Source organism: Pseudomonas vranovensis (genome assembly GCF_040438935.1).
Lineage (GTDB): Bacteria > Pseudomonadota > Gammaproteobacteria > Pseudomonadales > Pseudomonadaceae > Aquipseudomonas > Aquipseudomonas vranovensis.
Window position 1 is genome coordinate 2,778,833 of record NZ_CP159259.1, and the last position, 15,102, is coordinate 2,793,934.

General features: G+C 62.5%; 16 protein-coding genes. 9 read left to right on the plus strand and 7 right to left on the minus strand.

All coding sequences use genetic code 11. From position 1 onward, the window contains the following. Positions 1–146: 146 nt before the first annotated feature. Both ABVN19_RS12750 and ABVN19_RS12755 read left to right on the plus strand, forming a co-directional pair. Positions 147–857, plus strand: a complete 711-nt coding sequence (locus tag ABVN19_RS12750) for a response regulator (RefSeq protein ID WP_105642081.1) — start codon at positions 147–149, stop codon at positions 855–857. Further along, a complete protein-coding gene (locus ABVN19_RS12755) occupies positions 854–2,191 on the plus strand; it encodes an ATP-binding protein (RefSeq protein ID WP_028944306.1) in 1,338 nt (445 codons plus the stop codon). Before ABVN19_RS12750 ends, ABVN19_RS12755 begins: the two co-directional genes overlap by 4 nt. On the opposite strand, the gene ABVN19_RS12760 is transcribed toward ABVN19_RS12755, so the two are convergent. Continuing rightward, complete coding sequence (locus ABVN19_RS12760; protein WP_156905616.1) at positions 2,192–2,365, minus strand: hypothetical protein; 174 nt, start codon at positions 2,363–2,365, stop codon at positions 2,192–2,194. A 264-nt stretch (positions 2,366–2,629) separates the two neighbouring features. Between ABVN19_RS12760 and ABVN19_RS12765 the strand changes: the two genes are divergently transcribed. Beyond that, positions 2,630–2,881: a hypothetical protein gene (locus tag ABVN19_RS12765; protein ID WP_105642082.1), complete on the plus strand. Its 252-nt coding sequence runs from the start codon at positions 2,630–2,632 to the stop codon at positions 2,879–2,881. A 53-nt stretch (positions 2,882–2,934) separates the two neighbouring features. Next, positions 2,935–3,354 (plus strand): glycine zipper domain-containing protein, encoded by a 420-nt coding sequence (locus ABVN19_RS12770; RefSeq protein WP_028944304.1) that lies wholly within the window; start codon positions 2,935–2,937, stop codon positions 3,352–3,354. A gap of 90 nt (positions 3,355–3,444) precedes the next feature. On the opposite strand, the gene ABVN19_RS12775 is transcribed toward ABVN19_RS12770, so the two are convergent. Next, complete coding sequence (locus tag ABVN19_RS12775; protein ID WP_105642083.1) at positions 3,445–4,173, minus strand: aspartate/glutamate racemase family protein; 729 nt, start codon at positions 4,171–4,173, stop codon at positions 3,445–3,447. Positions 4,174–4,197: 24 nt separating this feature from the next. Then, positions 4,198–5,727 carry an NCS1 family nucleobase:cation symporter-1 gene (locus ABVN19_RS12780; protein WP_036989906.1) on the minus strand — a complete coding sequence of 510 codons (1,530 nt, stop codon included), beginning with the start codon at positions 5,725–5,727 and terminating at the stop codon, positions 4,198–4,200. Between the two features lie 507 nt (positions 5,728–6,234). Between ABVN19_RS12780 and ABVN19_RS12785 the strand changes: the two genes are divergently transcribed. Next, positions 6,235–6,924: a GntR family transcriptional regulator gene (locus ABVN19_RS12785; protein WP_028944301.1), complete on the plus strand. Its 690-nt coding sequence runs from the start codon at positions 6,235–6,237 to the stop codon at positions 6,922–6,924. Positions 6,925–7,025: 101 nt separating this feature from the next. Then, the gene (locus tag ABVN19_RS12790) at positions 7,026–8,246 is read left to right on the plus strand and encodes an amidohydrolase family protein (protein ID WP_105642084.1); all 1,221 of its coding nucleotides are present in this window, start codon (positions 7,026–7,028) and stop codon (positions 8,244–8,246) included. Here the strand turns inward: ABVN19_RS12790 and ABVN19_RS12795 are convergent. From ABVN19_RS12795 to ABVN19_RS12805, 3 genes are all read right to left on the minus strand, one after another. Then, on the minus strand, positions 8,235–9,329 hold the full coding sequence (locus ABVN19_RS12795; RefSeq protein ID WP_028944300.1) for an extracellular solute-binding protein: 1,095 nt from the start codon (positions 9,327–9,329) through the stop codon (positions 8,235–8,237). The genes ABVN19_RS12790 and ABVN19_RS12795 overlap by 12 nt on opposite strands. Further along, positions 9,326–10,438 carry an agmatine deiminase gene (gene aguA, locus ABVN19_RS12800; RefSeq protein WP_028944299.1) on the minus strand — a complete coding sequence of 371 codons (1,113 nt, stop codon included), beginning with the start codon at positions 10,436–10,438 and terminating at the stop codon, positions 9,326–9,328. The genes ABVN19_RS12795 and aguA overlap by 4 nt, the downstream gene beginning before the upstream one ends. A gap of 93 nt (positions 10,439–10,531) precedes the next feature. After that, a complete protein-coding gene (locus ABVN19_RS12805; RefSeq protein ID WP_028944298.1) occupies positions 10,532–11,419 on the minus strand; it encodes a LysR substrate-binding domain-containing protein in 888 nt (295 codons plus the stop codon). Between the two features lie 137 nt (positions 11,420–11,556). On the opposite strand from ABVN19_RS12805, the gene ABVN19_RS12810 reads away from it, so the two are divergent. Then, on the plus strand, positions 11,557–12,723 hold the full coding sequence (locus ABVN19_RS12810) for a GGDEF domain-containing protein (protein ID WP_105642085.1): 1,167 nt from the start codon (positions 11,557–11,559) through the stop codon (positions 12,721–12,723). Between the two features lie 116 nt (positions 12,724–12,839). Here ABVN19_RS12810 and ABVN19_RS12815 read toward each other — a convergent pair whose 3' ends face one another. Further along, the gene (locus ABVN19_RS12815; RefSeq protein ID WP_028944296.1) at positions 12,840–13,727 is read right to left on the minus strand and encodes a LysR family transcriptional regulator; all 888 of its coding nucleotides are present in this window, start codon (positions 13,725–13,727) and stop codon (positions 12,840–12,842) included. Positions 13,728–13,820: 93 nt separating this feature from the next. Between ABVN19_RS12815 and ABVN19_RS12820 the strand changes: the two genes are divergently transcribed. Together ABVN19_RS12820 and ABVN19_RS12825 are read left to right on the plus strand one after the other, a co-directional pair. Further along, complete coding sequence (locus ABVN19_RS12820; protein WP_105642086.1) at positions 13,821–14,270, plus strand: multidrug/biocide efflux PACE transporter; 450 nt, start codon at positions 13,821–13,823, stop codon at positions 14,268–14,270. A gap of 71 nt (positions 14,271–14,341) precedes the next feature. Further along, positions 14,342–15,025: a S24 family peptidase gene (locus ABVN19_RS12825; RefSeq protein WP_028944294.1), complete on the plus strand. Its 684-nt coding sequence runs from the start codon at positions 14,342–14,344 to the stop codon at positions 15,023–15,025. Positions 15,026–15,102 lie beyond the last annotated feature (77 nt).

The following is a 15,102-nucleotide window of genomic DNA, read 5'->3' on the forward strand; positions in this document are numbered from 1 at the left end:
GGACGGCGCAAAGGATCTCTCAGGGCTTTTGCTGGCAAATGTCCGCTTTGTATCGCCATTGCAGCTTTGTTGCGCGATTGAAATAAATGACCGGCAGCGCAGAATGGTTTTAGATACGCACTTTTCAGGCCCCTCTGGACCCAAACGTGAGCAGACTGCTGATCGTCGATGACGATGTGGAAATTTGTGCCCTGCTGAAGAAGTTCTTTGTGATGCACGGCTACGAAGTCGACCTTGCCGCCAATGGCACGGCGATGTGGACGGCCATCGAACAGCAGCGCCCGGATACCATCATCCTCGACCTGATGCTGCCGGGTGAAAGCGGCCTGAACCTGTGCCAGAAACTACGCGCCAACACCGGCATCCCGATCATCATGCTCACCGCCATGGACGAGTTGAGTGACCGTATCGTCGGCCTTGAACTGGGTGCCGACGATTACGTGGGCAAACCCTTCGATGCCCGCGAACTGCTGGCGCGCCTGCGCGCGGTTCAGCGCCGCGCCGGTGAGCAGTTACGCGCACAGAGCGAAGAAACCCGGCCACTGATCCGCTTCGACGACTGGCAACTGGATGTGACCCGCCGCGAGTTGCGTACGCCGCAAGGGGTGATGGTGCCGCTCTCGGCAGGCGAGTTCGACCTGCTGTTGGTATTTCTCGAACACCCGCAGCGCATCCTCAGCCGCGAGCAGTTGATCGATCTGGCACGGGGCCAGGGCCATGAAGCGTACGACCGCAGCATCGACGTGCAGGTGAGCCGCCTGCGCCGCAAGATCGAACCCGACAGCAAGCGTCCGGCACTGATCCGAACGGTGCGCAATGGCGGCTACTTGTTCGACGCCAAGGTCAGCCGCTCGTGATCCGCCTGGACCTGCGCCGCGACAGCATCAGCCGGCGCATTGCCCTGACCATCATTGCCGCCATGCTGACCTCGGTGGCATTGAATATCCTCTTTGTGCAACTGGCTGGCGTATGGGCGCGCCCGCCCTTGAGCCAGATCGGCCTGATCGAGCAAATGGCGGTGGTTACCCGGGTACTCGAGGCAGCCCCGCCGGGTCAGCGTGAGCACTTGGCCCAAGCCGCCAGCAATCCGATGCTGCATGTGCGCTGGAGCCCCCAACGTGAATCCCTGAACCTGCCCGACAGCGGTGAAACGCTGGCCCTTGAAGACTCACCGGAGCTGCAGCAACTGCTGGCCACCCGGCCGCGCCAACTGGCGGTCTACAAGCCCGACGACTGGCCCGAAGGCGACCCGGATGCACACTACAAACTGGTCCTGCAACTGGGTGACAACAGTTGGCTGGCCTTCACCCCGCCCTACCGTAGCTGGGGCCTGAGCCTGGGGATGCGCTTCACCATCATTGGCATCCTGGCGCTGATAGCCGCCTTGCTGGTGGCCTGGATCGGCACCCGCCAGCTGGCCGGCCCGCTGCAGCGCTTTGCCCGCGCCGCGCGGCGCTTTGGCAGCGACCTGCGGGCGCCGCCGATCCGCCTGGAAGGCCCCCATGAGCTGCGCCAGACAATCACCGCATTCAACACCATGCAGGCGCAGATCCAGCACTTTATTGCCGAACGCACGCAGATGTTGGCAGCAATCTCCCATGACCTGCGCGCACCGCTGACGCGCATGCGCCTGCGCGGCGAGTTCATTGAAGATGCCGAGCAACAGCGCAAGCTGTTTCGCGATGTCGATGAGATGCAGAGCATGATCAACGCCGCGTTGAACTTCTTTCGCGACGAGACCCGCCTGGAAACCGCCACCCCGTTTGATCTGGCCGAATTGCTGCAAACCCTGGTGGACGATTACGGCGACCAGCACATTGATATCCCTTTCGAGGGCCCGAAAAACCTCGTTTACCTCGGGCGCCCGCTGGCCCTGAAACGCGCAGTAACAAACTTGATAGAAAACGCCGTCAAATATGCCACCCCGCCCACCATCCGTTTGAGCAGCACCGCCCACAGCCTGTTCATCGACGTCAGCGACCAGGGCCCGGGCATCCCTGGCGCGGCGCTGGAAGAGGTGTTCGTGCCCTTCTTTCGCCTGGAAAGCTCACGCAACCGCGACACCGGTGGCGTCGGCCTGGGGCTGCCGGCGGCACGCACGGTAATCCGCGAACAAGGCGGCGAGCTGACCCTGGGCAACCAGCCGGGTGGCGGCTTGCGGGCGCGTATCGAGCTGCCACGCGACCAGTGATCAACCGCCGTCGGTGTCGATGTCGGCGTCACGGTTGGGCTTTTTCTCCGGCTCTGACTTGAAGTCCGGGCTGTAGTCGTTGTCCCGTGCGGTGCGGTCATGCCGGGGGTTGTTCGGCGCCTTGACCGGCTCGGTGGAGTCGCCCTGGGCGTCGGAAGTCTTTTGCTTGCTCATGAAAGCCTCCTTCATGGCGCTTGCCGTTGTGCAAGTCCTAAAGCTGTGAGGCCAGCGAGCACTGAGGGTTCCTGCTGGACAAGCAATGCGCGGCTTAACGCTGACTTAACGGTGGCGCGTTACGGTACAGGCTCTTCCCTTCAGAACGTTGTTTGGCTCACTTTGCGTGAGCCTTTTTTTTGCCTGTGGGCGGTCTGAAACAAAAGTTTGAAATTCAGGTCTGATCCATTAACTTCCCTCCGCTGTGCGGATAAAGGATCCACAGTGCTGAAACACTTCGCCCGCTTTGCCGTAATCGCCACCGTGCTGTCCACGGCCGGTTGCTACTACCACGATTACGACCGCGACGATCACCGTTATGACCGCGACCACCGCTACTCCCGCGACTGGGACGATGACCGTGACCGTGACCACCGCAAGTACGACAAACGCTACCGCGACGACGACCGCTCCCGCTACTACGACAATGACCGCCGCCGCGGCCGTGACGATGATGACGACGACGATGACGATTGATCGCCAGCTGCCTGTTCACCTGACTGACAACCGTATTGCCTGAGGATTACATCATGCGTGTTTCACTTTCTGTTCTGACGTTGGGCCTTGTGCTCTCCCAAGGTGTCCTGGCTGCCGGTGACGGCACCGCTGCCATGGGTGGCGGCTTGGGTGGCGCGCTGGGTAACGTGGTTGGCCAACAGATCGGTGGCAGCACCGGCGCGGCCATTGGTGCCGGTGTTGGCGGCGCGGCCGGCAGTGCGGTGGGAGCCCGCAAGGGCAACCGCACAGAAGCGGCCATTGGCGGTGGCCTGGGATCGGCCGGTGGCTCGGTGATCGGCAACCAGGTGGGCGGCAAGACCGGCTCGACCATCGGTGCCGGCCTGGGTGGCGCCGCAGGTGGCGCCCTGGGCAACAACATCGCCGACGATGACCGCCATGACTCCGGCGGCGGTCACAAGCACAAGCATAAACACAAGCATAAGCATCGCTGATTCACATCGATCACAGCCTCGTTCCTTGGCAGCGGCTACAGATCATCCCATGTAGCCGCTGGCGACAGCCTGCGATCGGCCGTTGGCTTGTCAGCCCAACAGCGCCCGCGGCCAGCCCAGAATCTGCTTGGGGCGCGGTGGCGCATAGGTACGCACCTTCGAGGTACTGAGCTTCAAACGCACCAGCGACTCGGCCAACGCCACCGCCGCCGTCACCCCGTCAACTACCGGCACCCCGGTACGCGCCTGGATACGCTCATCCAGCCCGACCATTCCACCGCAGCCCAGGCAAATCACTTCGGCCTTGTCGACCCGCACCGCCTCCTCCGCCTCCCGCACCACCGACTCGATGGCCCGCTCCGGGTCTTCCTCCAGCTCCAGCACCGCAAGGCCACTGGCCCGCACCGACGCACAGCGGCTCTCCAGTCCGGCAAGCTTGAGGCGGTCCTCGATCAGCGGCACGGTGCGATCCAGGGTGGTGACCACCGAGTAGCGATGGCCCAGCAGCATCGCCACACTGGCGGCTGCCTCGGTGATATCCACCACCGGCACGTTGAGCAGCTCCTGCAAGCCTTCGCGACCGTGCTCGCCGTACCCGGCCTGGATCACGGCGTCGTAGGGCTGGTCGTAGCTGAGCACCCGTTCCATGACGGCAATGGCCGCCAGGTAGCTTTCAAAGTTGCCTTCCACCGACTCTGCACCAAAGCGGGGCGTCAGCCCGACGATCTCGGTGCCCGGCGACGCCACGCTGCGTGCCTGCCGAGCAATGGCGTCGGTAATGGACGCGGTGGTGTTGACGTTGACTACCAGTATTCTCATGACTCATTTCCTTGTGCGTGACGCTCAGTGGTGGGCGCTGTCGACGGCAAAATGCTCACCAGAACAGTCCACGTAATGTTTATTGCGATCGGAGATCAGGTAGTACACGCCACCGGCGATGGCCGCGCCGAACAGCCAGGAGAACGGCGTCAGGTCGCTGAAGGCCGGTACCAGGGCCAGCATCACCGCGGCGATGGCCGAGGGCACCAGGGCAGCGATGGCCTTGTAGTTGACCCCGCGGGTGTAGTGGTAGGTGCCGCTGGCGCATTCGCTGTACAGGTCCGGGACATGGACCTGGGCTTTGCGGATCAGCCAGTAGTCGACCATGATGATCCCGTACAGTGGGCCCAGCAGCGCGCCCAGCCCCGAGAGGAAGTAGACGATCACCAGCGGGCTGTTGTAGAGGTTCCAGGGCAGGATCAGTACCGCCAGGGTGGCGCTGATCATGCCGGCACGGCGAAAGTTCAGGCGGCTCGGTGCAAGGCTTGAGAGCACGAAGGCCGGGGCGACGAAGTTGGCCATGATGTTCACCGCCACGGTGACGATCAGGAACGCCAGGCAGCCCAGGACCAGGAAGGTTTTGTCGGGAATCGCGGCAATGATCTGGGTCGGGCTGTCGATCACTGTGCCATCGATGCTGAACTGCGCCCCGGACAGCACGAAGCTGATCACCGCGAACACCAGGATGTTCACCGGCAGGCCCCAGAAGTTGCCGACGCGGATGGTCTTGCGGCACGGCGAGGAACGGGCGAAGTCGCAGAAGTTGAGGATCAGCGTGCCGTAGATGGCCAGCCACAGCGCGCCGCCGGCAAACACCTGGGTCCACATCTTGACGCCGGTCAGCGGTTCACCCACCGACCAGGCCAGGTTGCCGTCGACCCGCAGGTACATCCACACCGCCAGCACCAGCACCGTAGAGAGAATCACAGGGCCGGCAAAGGACTCGTACTTGCGCACCATCTCCATGCCGAAGGTCAGGATCACCAGTTGCACGAACCAGATGGCGACGAAGCTGGCCCAGCCCAGGCTGGACAGCCCGAGAATGGCGTTATGGTCGTAACTGGCCAAGGCTGGCCAGATGGCCACCAGCAGCACCCGCAACACCACCGAGGCGAGGTACGTCTGGATACCGAACCAGGCAATGGCAATCACCGCACGGACGATAGCCGGCAACTGTGCGCCGTAAATGCCAAAGCTCATGCGGCTGATCACCGGGAACGGCACCCCGGTTTTCTGGCCCATGTAGCCGGACAGGTTCATGAAGAAGTACACCAGCGCCGCCCCCACTGCCAGGGCCGCCAGCATCTGCCAGCCCGACAGGCCGAGGGCGAACAGGCCCATGGCAAATGAATAGTTGGCGATGTTGTGCACATCGTTGGTCCACAGGGCGAAGATGCTATACCCGCCCCAGCGCCGGCCTGCGGCTTTGGTGGGAGCAAGGTCAGCGTTGTGCAGCTTCGGACTCAGGGCACTGTGCCCGGAGGCAGGTGCAGAGGCGGCAGCGTCGGACGGCAGGTACGCACTGTCCAGATGTTTGGAAGTATCCAATTGCATGTTCCCCGGGCTCCTGCTGCAGCACAGGAGTGCTACAGCACATTATTGTTGGATTTGCAGAGTTGGGACCGCTGTCGGGCGCCTTGGCGCCATGCATACAAATATTGCATACAATTTTTGTATTACGATTTTTGCGGAACAATATGTATGCCAAAAGGGGTTGAAATGGAATTCGCCGCCTACCGCTCTGAGCACATAAACAATTGATTTTTATTATTTAAAAACTTTCATAAGAGGCTGCCGAGAAGCCATTTACCTGATCGAACGGTCAAATGACCAGGTGACAAAAATGTGAATTGTCGTAACGACAACCCGTAACATGTATCCATAAGACTGCTACGCCGGTACACAATCTGGAGATCGCGGGCAAGCCCACTCCTACACCCGGTGGGAGGGGCGGTGCGACGCCTCGACTTGCCCCGCGATGGCGCACAATTTCACGCTGCAACTTTTTGTCTAGGCACATTTACGGCATGCTGGGGCGGTCAAGGAATATCGGAGCTGGTAATGACGGAAAAACACCCCGCATCGACCGTAGAGCGTGTCTACCTGGGGGTCCACGAGGCGATCCGCAAGCGCACCCTGCGCCCCGGCATGAAACTGGGCGAGTCGTCGCTTGCGGAGCTTTTCAAGGTCAGCCGCACTTCGGTGCGCGCGGCGCTCAAGCAACTCGAAGGCGACGGCCTGGTCTCCACCGAACTGAACAAGGGCGCATGGGTGTCACTGCCCAGCGACGATGACATTCGTTCGGTGTTCGAAACCCGGCGCCTGATTGAGATCGGCATCGTCACCGAGCTGTGCCGGCGCGCCGACAAGAGCGTGCTGCACCCCCTGCGCCTGCATGTAGCCGCAGAGGAAGCCGCCGCCGATGCAGGCGACCATGCCCGCTACGTCAACCTGCTGGGTGAGTTCCACCTGCGCCTGGCCGAGGTGCTGGACAACCCGGTGTTGCTGGACTGGTTCCGCAAGCTGATCGAACGCGGCTCGCTGTACGCCTCGACACTGGACGACGAACGCCACGAAGCCTGCCGTGGCAACGAGCACCTGCGCCTGATCGAGTTCCTCGAAGCGGGCGACCAGTCGGCGGCCATCGAGCTGGTGTGTACGCACCTGCGGGGCATCGAAGAAGCCATACTCAAGGCCACCCAAACCTTGAAGGCCGACTACCACCCGCTCAAGCACCTGCTGGGTGGCTGAAACCCGCCATTCACGACCCAACTGATATCGATCCCGATATTTAATTGGTAAATGCATCAGGGCTTTTTATAGGGTGGGAGGGCCCCCATAGAGGTCCTGAAATGTTTGATCGTGTTTTCATCAATGCCGTCGCCGCCGACGGCAGCCCCCTCTCCCTGGCCGTCACCGATGGCCGTATCGCTCGCCTCGACGCAAACCCTGGCCCCCTTGAAGGTGTAGAGCGCATCGACCTTGGCGGACACCTGGTGCTGCCCGGCTTTGTCGACGGCCATATCCACCTGGATAAAAGCTTTGTCGGCGACCGCTGGCACCCGCACCAACCCGTTGGCAGCCTGCGTGAACGTCTGGCCGTGGAAAAGCGCGAACTGGCCCTGGCGCCGCCGATTGTCGAACGCGCCGATGCCCTGATCCGCCAGGCGGTGTCGTTCGGCACCGTGGCGATGCGCTGCCATGTTGATGTCGATGCCTCCACAGGCCTGAGCAATCTGCATGCGGTGATGCACGCTCGGGAACAGTGGCGCGGCATCGTCGACATCGAGCTGGTGGCCTTCCCCCAGGCCGGGGTGATGTCGTGCCCGGGTACCGCCGACGTGCTTGAAGCGGCCATCACCGACGGCGCCGAAGTCATTGGCGGTATCGACCCCACCGCGCTGGACGGTGACGCCGAGGGTCAATTGGACGTGGTGTTCGGGATTGCCGAACGCCGTGGCGTGAAGGTCGATATCCACCTGCATGAGCCTGGCCTGCAGGGCATCGAGCAATTGCAGCGCATCGCCGCACGCACCTGCGCAGTCGGCTTGCAGGGGCGCGTGAGCGTCAGCCATGCCTACGCCCTGGGTCAGGTGGAGCTGGACGTCGTGCAGCGCACGGCGGCAACGCTGGCCCAGGCCGGCATCTCGATCATGACCAACGCCCCGGGCGACCACCCCTTCCCGCCTGTACTGCAACTGCGTAATGCCGGGGTGAACGTGTTCACCGGCAACGACAACATCCAGGACGCCTGGTGGCCCTACGGCAACGCCGACATGCTCCAGCGCGCGATGCTCATCGGCTATCGCTCCGGCTTCTACAGCGACGAAGACCTGAATGTGGCACTGGCGATGGCCACTACCGCCAGCGCCACGGTCATGGACAAGCGCGACTACGGGCTGAAGGTCGGCAACGAGGCGACCTTCGTCATTATCAAGGCACCGAATGCAGCTGCAGCGGTTGCCGCCGCCCCCTCCGAGCGACGCCTGGTGCGCCGTGGTCAACTGTGCCCGGCGCCGGTCGGACTGCAGTTCGAGGTGCAACCGGCGCAGGCAATGGGTTCAGGTACCTGACTTCAGCCGACTGAATGCTCGGGTCAGCGCCCGGTTGAACGCCTTGCTGTTGTCGTTCTTGCTGTACAGCCGCGCCCGTACTTCGGCAGGCGGATAAGTGGCGGGCGCACTGCGGATCGCCGGGTCCACCAAGGCATCGGCGGCCGTAATGGCGTTGGCGTACTGGATGTTGTCGGTGATCGGGGCGATCACCTCCGGGCGCATCAAGTAGTCCATCAAGGCCAGGGCCGCTTCAGGGTGCGGCGCGTCCTTGGGGATCACCAGCGCATCGAGCCAGATCAGTGTGCCTTCACGGGGAATGCTGAAGTTCAAGGTGACGGCCTTGCTGGCCTGTTGCGCCTGCTGCTGGGCAATGGCGACGTTGCCGTTCCAGGACATCGCCAAGCAGGTTTCGCCGTTGGCCAGGTCATTGATGTTGCGGTCGTTGTCAAAGTAGCGGATGTACGGGCGCACCTTCTGCAACAGGGCCTCGGCCTGCTGCAGGTCTTCAATGCGCTGCCGGTTGATGTCCAGGCCCAGGTAGCGCATGGCGGCAGCGAACACCTCGTTGGGGTCGTTGAGCAGACTTACCCCGCAACTGGCAAACTTCGACACCACCTCGGGCTCGAACAGCATCGCCCAGCTGTCGGTGGGTGCCGATGGCAGCCTGGCCTCCACGGCCTGCTGCTGGTAGCCCACGCCCGTGGTGCCCCAGGCGTAGGTGCCGGCATAGCGGTTGCCGGGGTCGAACACCGCCATGTGCTGGCGGAACTCCTCGCCGACTCCGGCCAGGTGCGGCAACCGGGTCTTGTCCAGCGGCTGCAAAGCGCCGCTGCTGATCGCCCGCGACAAGTGCTGGCCGGCCGTCAGCACCAAGTCGTAGCCACTGCGGCCGGTGAGCAACTTGGTCTCTACGGTTTCCAGCGAATCGAAGTGATCGGCCACCACTCGGATGCCGGTGCTTTTTTCAAAGTTGGCCAGGGTGTCCGGGGCCAGGTACTCGCCCCAGATATACAGGTTGACCGTCGCTTGCCGGTTGTCGGCGGCCTGCGCCTGCGCACTGCATGCCAGCGCGAGGGCCAGACCACAGGCGCGCAGGTTCATGAGGCTTTTGCTCCTGAATATTGAGGCATGGTGATGCAGGCGACATTGCCACCGCCCAGGAGAATCTCGCGGGAATTTTCAATGCCGATGATGCGGTGGCCGGGGAACAGTTCAGCCAGTGTGGCCTGGGCGATGGTGTCGTTGCGATCGCCAAACAACGGCAGGACGATGGCCGAATTGCCGGCATAGTAGTTGATGTACGAGGCGCAGATTTTCGTACCGGCCTGGCGCAGGTGAGTGCCGTCGACCTGATCAAGCCCGGCCGCTTCCTCGGCCGTCCACTCCAGCACATCGGGCTGTGGCAGCTTGTGTACCTTGAGGGTGCGACCGCGGCTGTCGCGGGTGCTGCGCAGGATGTCGTAGGCCTCCTGGTAGATTTCCCACTGCGGGTCGTCGCGGTTGTCGGTCCATTGCAGCACCACTTCGCCGGGGCGCACGAAGCAGGCCAGGTCGTCGATGTGGCCATCGGTCTCGTCGAACTTGCAACCGCGTGGTAGCCAGATCACCTGCTCGGCGCCCAGGTAGTCCTGCAGGCGGCGGGTCACTTCCTCCTTGCCCAGGTGCGCGTTGCGGTTGCGGTTGAGCAGGCATTGTTCGGTGGTCAGCACGCTGCCCTGGCCGTCGCTCTGGATACCGCCCATCTCGGCGATCAGGGGCGCGCGGTAGCGGTCGAGGTGTTCGATTTCGAGGATCTTCTGGGCGATCTGGTCATCCTTGTCCCAGGGGTAGTACAAGCCGCCGTCGAGCCCGCCGTAGGCGTTGAACTCGAAATCGACACCGCGCACTTCGCCACTGGCATCGTTGACCACGAAGCAGGCGCCGCTGTCACGGAACCAGGTGTCGTTGCAAGTCATCTCCACCACCCGCACCTGAGGCGGCAGCAATCGCCGGGCGTTGGCGTACTGGGCCGCCGAGGCACACACGGTGACCGGCTCGCTGGAGGCAATGGCCGTGACGATCTCGACCCAGACCTTTTGCGCAGGCTTGGCGCCGTTGCGCCATACATCCGGACGTTCCGGCCAGCCGAGCCAGCAGCCGGCCTTGTGCTCGAATTCGCCGGGCAAGCGGAAACCATCGGCCTTGGGGGTAGTGGTGAGGGAACGAGCCATGAGCGACCTCTGTGTCGGGTGGGAGTAGCTGCACGCTACGCCGGCGCCGCCCGGGCTTCCAACGATGAAAACTTGCGGATTGATGAATTGAATTCAGGGGTCGGCTATTTGAGTGGTGAACCATTCGATGAAGTCGGCCACCGCCCCGCGCTCCAGGCGCAGGCGTTCGCACACCAGCGCATATTGGCCCTGGGCCGTGACACTGGCAGTGAACGGGCGCACCAGGCGGCCGCTGACCAGTTCGGCCTGGCAAGTCAGGTTATCGCCCATGGCCATGCCCTGCCCCAGCGCCGCGGCCTCCTGTGCCAGTGCTGCGTGGGGGAAATACAGCTGGCGTCCGGGTTGGGCGTCTTCGGCATGGGTGGCGAGCCAGGTAGTCCAGGTCTTGCCGTCCTGATCGTCATGCAGCAGGCAGTGACGCACCAGGTCGCGCGGACGCTTCAGCCCGCCGAGGTTGAAAAGCCCCGGGCTGCACACCGGGAAAAACTGCAGCAACGGCAAGGGCCGGACGAAGTGAGTGCTGGCATCCAGCGCACTGGTGCCATACGTAATGGCGATATCGATATTGGCAGCGGGAGCGCCGGCATCAATGGGCTGCTCGTGCAGGTGCAGGGTGATGTGCGGGTAGCGGTTGCTGAAATCGGCCAGCCGCGCCACCAGCCACTTTTGCGCAAGCTCGGTGGTGACCGCCAGGCGCAGCACGGCCTGGGACGCTGGGTCACGTAGTTCGTCGCACGCCTTGCCGATCAACTCGAACGCCTGCTGCACCTGCTGCAACAGTCGCCCCGCCTCGGCACTCAAGCGCACCTGACGGCCCTGGCGCACGAACAGCTCGACGCCCAGTTGTTCTTCAAGCTGGCGAATCTGATGGCTCACGGCACTGTCGGTGACACACAGCTCGGCGGCGGCACGCCCGAAATGCCCGTGGCGGGCAGCACACTCGAACGTTCGCAGGGCAGTCAGTGATGGCAATCGACGCATGGGCAGGCTCCGGGATCGGCAGGCAGCATAGCGCAAGCCAATGGTCTAAAGCAGGCGCCCCAATGCTGGCAAAGTACTACCTGCTCCGCTAGCATGCCGCTGAATTGCCCGCCGGGGCCGCATGGAGAGCGTTACACGTGCTGTTGAGCATCCCGACCCTGATGCTGGTTGCCACTTTCATCTTTGCCTTGATGGGTGTACTGACCTTGCATGCCTGGCGCCACGGTGTACGCGAATGCACCCTGGGCTACCTGGGCCTGATGCTGTTGCTCGCAGCCCTTGGCGCGATCCTGCTGAGCCTGCGCGGCATGGGGCTGGATTTCATCGCCCTGGTGCTGGGCAACATCGTCCTGTTGCTGAGCGCCGCCTTCAACTGGACGGCCATGCGCGTGTTTGGCGGGCGCCCCGCGCATGTACCCGGAATCGTGGCCGGAGCGTTGCTCTGGATAGCCTGGAGCACTACCCCAGGCTTCTTTGACGAACTGACCCAACGGGTAATGCTGTATTCGCTGATGGTGGGCGGCTACAGCGCTCTGACGGTGTTCGAGTTGTGGCGCAACCGCAAGCGTATGGAAGTCTCCTACCTGCCCGCCTTGCTGCTGACGTTGATGCACACCAGTTTCTATGGCGTGCGAGCATTCTATGACCCGGGCATTTCCCTGGAGCATGCCATTTCTGGTGCTGGCACCACGGCAACTTTTTTCGCCTTCATGCTGTTCGAGTCCATGCTGTATGCCATCGGCATTGCCTATGTGACGCTGGCGATGGTGCGTGAGCGCACCGAGCTCAAGCTCAAGGCGGCGGCCTTCTCCGACCCGCTGACCGGTATCGGCAACCGTCGTGCGTTTCTGGCCCACGGCGCGCAATTGTTGGCCGATTGCACTCGCCGAGGTGAGCCGGTGGCGCTGCTTTTGTGCGATCTGGATCATTTCAAGCGGCTCAACGACAACTATGGGCACCAGACGGGCGACCAGGCGTTGATTGCCTTCAGCCGGGTGACCAGCCAGTGCATTCGTCGAGGTGATGTGTTCGGCCGTATTGGTGGCGAGGAGTTTGCCTGTTTGCTGGCCAACACCGATGAATCGGAAGCGTTGCGGGTGGCGCAGCGTATCTGCAGCCACTTTCATGCATTGCCGTTGCTGGAGCCAGGGTTGTTGAGTGTGAGTATCGGTATTGTCGGCAGTAGCGGCGGCCATGACCTGGCGCGGTTGCTGTCGATGGCAGACAGTGCGTTGTACCGAGCCAAGGATGAGGGGCGTAATCGGGTGGAGTTGTATGGTGAGGGTGGGCTTATGCCGCAGTGAGCTTGCCAAATGGGTGTCGTCAGAACTACTGCTCGCAGGGCAAGCCCGCGACTACCGGTTCGGCGCAGGCCCAAGAGCGGGCTTGCCCGGCGGTCGAAGGTTCAGCGGTACCGGCCTCATCGCGGGGCATCCCCACCCCTGCCGTTGGTATCCCGCGTCAGCCAGTCCAGCAACCACAAGCCGGCAGGCCCCGGCGGGGTCAATCGCGACCACGCCGCGTCCACGGCAATAGGTCGCGGCCAACCAGCCAGGGGCAATTCCACCAACTGCCCATGTCCATACTGCTGCACCAGCCCATGAGGCAGTTCGGCCCAGCCAAAACCCTCCTCGGTCATCTCCAGCAGCAACAGGTAATCCGGCGCCGACCACACCCGCCCCTGGGGCTTGTTCTCGCTGTCGGCCCAGGTGTTGAGGTACAGCTGGCGGTGGCTGGCAAGGTTGGCCTGGGTCAGGTTCTCAAGCCTCGCCAGCGGATGCTCGCGCGCAACGAAAATTCCCATCTGGGCATGCCCCGGCAAACGCCGCACGGCAATGTCCGGCGGATACTTCGATTGCGCCGCCAGCAACCCCACATGTGCCCGGCCGCTTTGCAGCAAGCTCAACACATCCCCCGCCTCGGCGATCATGCATTCGAGTTCGATGTCTTGATAACGCTGCTCGAACTGGCGCATCACGTGGTTGTCCGGGCTCAGTTGATACATGTCGGACAGCACGAGCGTCAGCCGCGGCTCGACGTTGTCGGCCAGGCGGATGCTCAGCTCGTCCAGCCGCTCGCTGGCGGCGAGGATTTCCTGCACATGCCCCAACACCTTGCGCCCTGCCTCGGTCAGCACCGGGTGGCGGGCCTGGCGATCAAACAGGCTGACGCCAAGATCGGCCTCAAGGTTGGCAATGGCGGCGCTGACGGTGGATTGGCTCTTGCGCAATTTGCGCGCTGCCGCCGAAAAGGACCCCAGGGCAACCGCTTCGACGAAGGCCTGCAACGCTTCAGGTGAGTAACGCATGGCTGTATCGCTTTTATCGATGGAATCTATTTTTAACATACGCAAAAAAGCGATGACAATCACCCCATCGAAATCAACCGTTCAGGTGCTGTCATGATTGCCTCCCATAAATCCTTTGCCGAGCGAATTGTTCATGCCGTGGGCTTCGAGGCCATTGCCGTGCTGATCTGTGCGCCTATCGGCAGCTGGTTGCTGAACCGCTCGATGCTGGAGGTCGGTACGCTGGCGGTAGTGCTCTCGACCGTGGCGATGCTCTGGAACATGCTTTACAACGCAGTGTTCGACCGTTTCTGGCCTGCTGACCGGGTGACCCGTACCGTCAAGGTCCGGGCCCTGCATGCCAGCGGTTTCGAGATCGGCTTCGTGGTGATCGGCGTGCCGATTGCGGCGCTGATGCTCAATCTGTCGCTGTTGCAGGCGTACACGCTGGAGATCGGCTTTTTCGTCTTCATGCTGCCCTACACCATGGCCTACAACTGGGCCTACGACCTGCTGCGCCAGCGCCTGGTCAAAACCCGGACCGGAGTCCTGCAGGCGCAGTGAGCGGTTTGGCCGGTGGGCGCCTTTTGGTTTAGCCTGTTTAGCACACAGCTAAATGATGGCAGCCGGCGCCCATGAATATTCACGACATCCGCAAGACCAACCTGCTCCGGCTGATCGGCGTCCAGCGCAAGGCGACCTGCGCCGGACGCTGGGGCATCAGCCCGGCGCACTTGAGCCAGATTCTCTCGCAAAAAACCGAAAAGAACCTCGGTGACGAGGTGGCACGACGCATCGAGGCCGCCGAGGGCCTGGCGCCTGGCTGGATGGATGTGCTGCAGGACCAGGTGCCCACGCAGCCAGCCATCCCGATGCCACCTTCGCCAGGCTTTATCACCATCTCCCACCTCGACATTTGCGGCTCCATGGGCAGCGGTAATACACCACCCAGCCACATCGAGGTGATCCGCGACCTCACCGTGCACCAGGACTGGCTGCGCAGCCAGGGCATCAGCTATTCAAGCCTGGCCAACCTGGCAATCATCAGCGGCGAAGGCGACAGCATGGCTGGCACCTTCAACGACGGTGATGCACTGCTGGTGGACCGTGGCATCGATGAGGTGCGCACCGATGCCGTTTACGTCTTCAGCCTCGAAGGCGACTTGTTCGTCAAGCGCCTGCAGCGCCTGACGGGCGGCGGTTTGCGGATGATTTCCGATAACCCCCTGTACCCACCGCTGATGATCGAAGGCGCCGCCCTGGAGAAGCTGCATATCCAGGCACGGGTGCTGCTGGTGTGGAACGCGCGTCGCTTGTAAAACCCGATAGGGGTTGGATACGTGAAATTTATCTGGTAGTTTTTCATGAAAATATACCAATAAAAATTCACGAGACC

What these genes read in the sequence shown, in the direction of transcription:
- ABVN19_RS12820 (WP_105642086.1), top strand. Translation starts at nt 13,821, where the DNA reads ATGATTGCCTCCCATAAATCCTTTGCCGAGCGAATTGTTCATGCCGTG.
- ABVN19_RS12785 (WP_028944301.1), top strand. Translation starts at nt 6,235, where the DNA reads ATGACGGAAAAACACCCCGCATCGACCGTAGAGCGTGTCTACCTGGGG.
- ABVN19_RS12790 (WP_105642084.1), top strand. Translation starts at nt 7,026, where the DNA reads ATGTTTGATCGTGTTTTCATCAATGCCGTCGCCGCCGACGGCAGCCCC.
- ABVN19_RS12805 (WP_028944298.1), bottom strand. Translation starts at nt 11,419, where the DNA reads ATGCGTCGATTGCCATCACTGACTGCCCTGCGAACGTTCGAGTGTGCT.
- ABVN19_RS12825 (WP_028944294.1), top strand. Translation starts at nt 14,342, where the DNA reads ATGAATATTCACGACATCCGCAAGACCAACCTGCTCCGGCTGATCGGC.
- ABVN19_RS12780 (WP_036989906.1), bottom strand. Translation starts at nt 5,727, where the DNA reads ATGCAATTGGATACTTCCAAACATCTGGACAGTGCGTACCTGCCGTCC.
- ABVN19_RS12775 (WP_105642083.1), bottom strand. Translation starts at nt 4,173, where the DNA reads ATGAGAATACTGGTAGTCAACGTCAACACCACCGCGTCCATTACCGAC.
- ABVN19_RS12770 (WP_028944304.1), top strand. Translation starts at nt 2,935, where the DNA reads ATGCGTGTTTCACTTTCTGTTCTGACGTTGGGCCTTGTGCTCTCCCAA.
- ABVN19_RS12795 (WP_028944300.1), bottom strand. Translation starts at nt 9,329, where the DNA reads ATGAACCTGCGCGCCTGTGGTCTGGCCCTCGCGCTGGCATGCAGTGCG.
- ABVN19_RS12815 (WP_028944296.1), bottom strand. Translation starts at nt 13,727, where the DNA reads ATGCGTTACTCACCTGAAGCGTTGCAGGCCTTCGTCGAAGCGGTTGCC.
- ABVN19_RS12760 (WP_156905616.1), bottom strand. Translation starts at nt 2,365, where the DNA reads ATGAGCAAGCAAAAGACTTCCGACGCCCAGGGCGACTCCACCGAGCCG.
- aguA (WP_028944299.1), bottom strand. Translation starts at nt 10,438, where the DNA reads ATGGCTCGTTCCCTCACCACTACCCCCAAGGCCGATGGTTTCCGCTTG.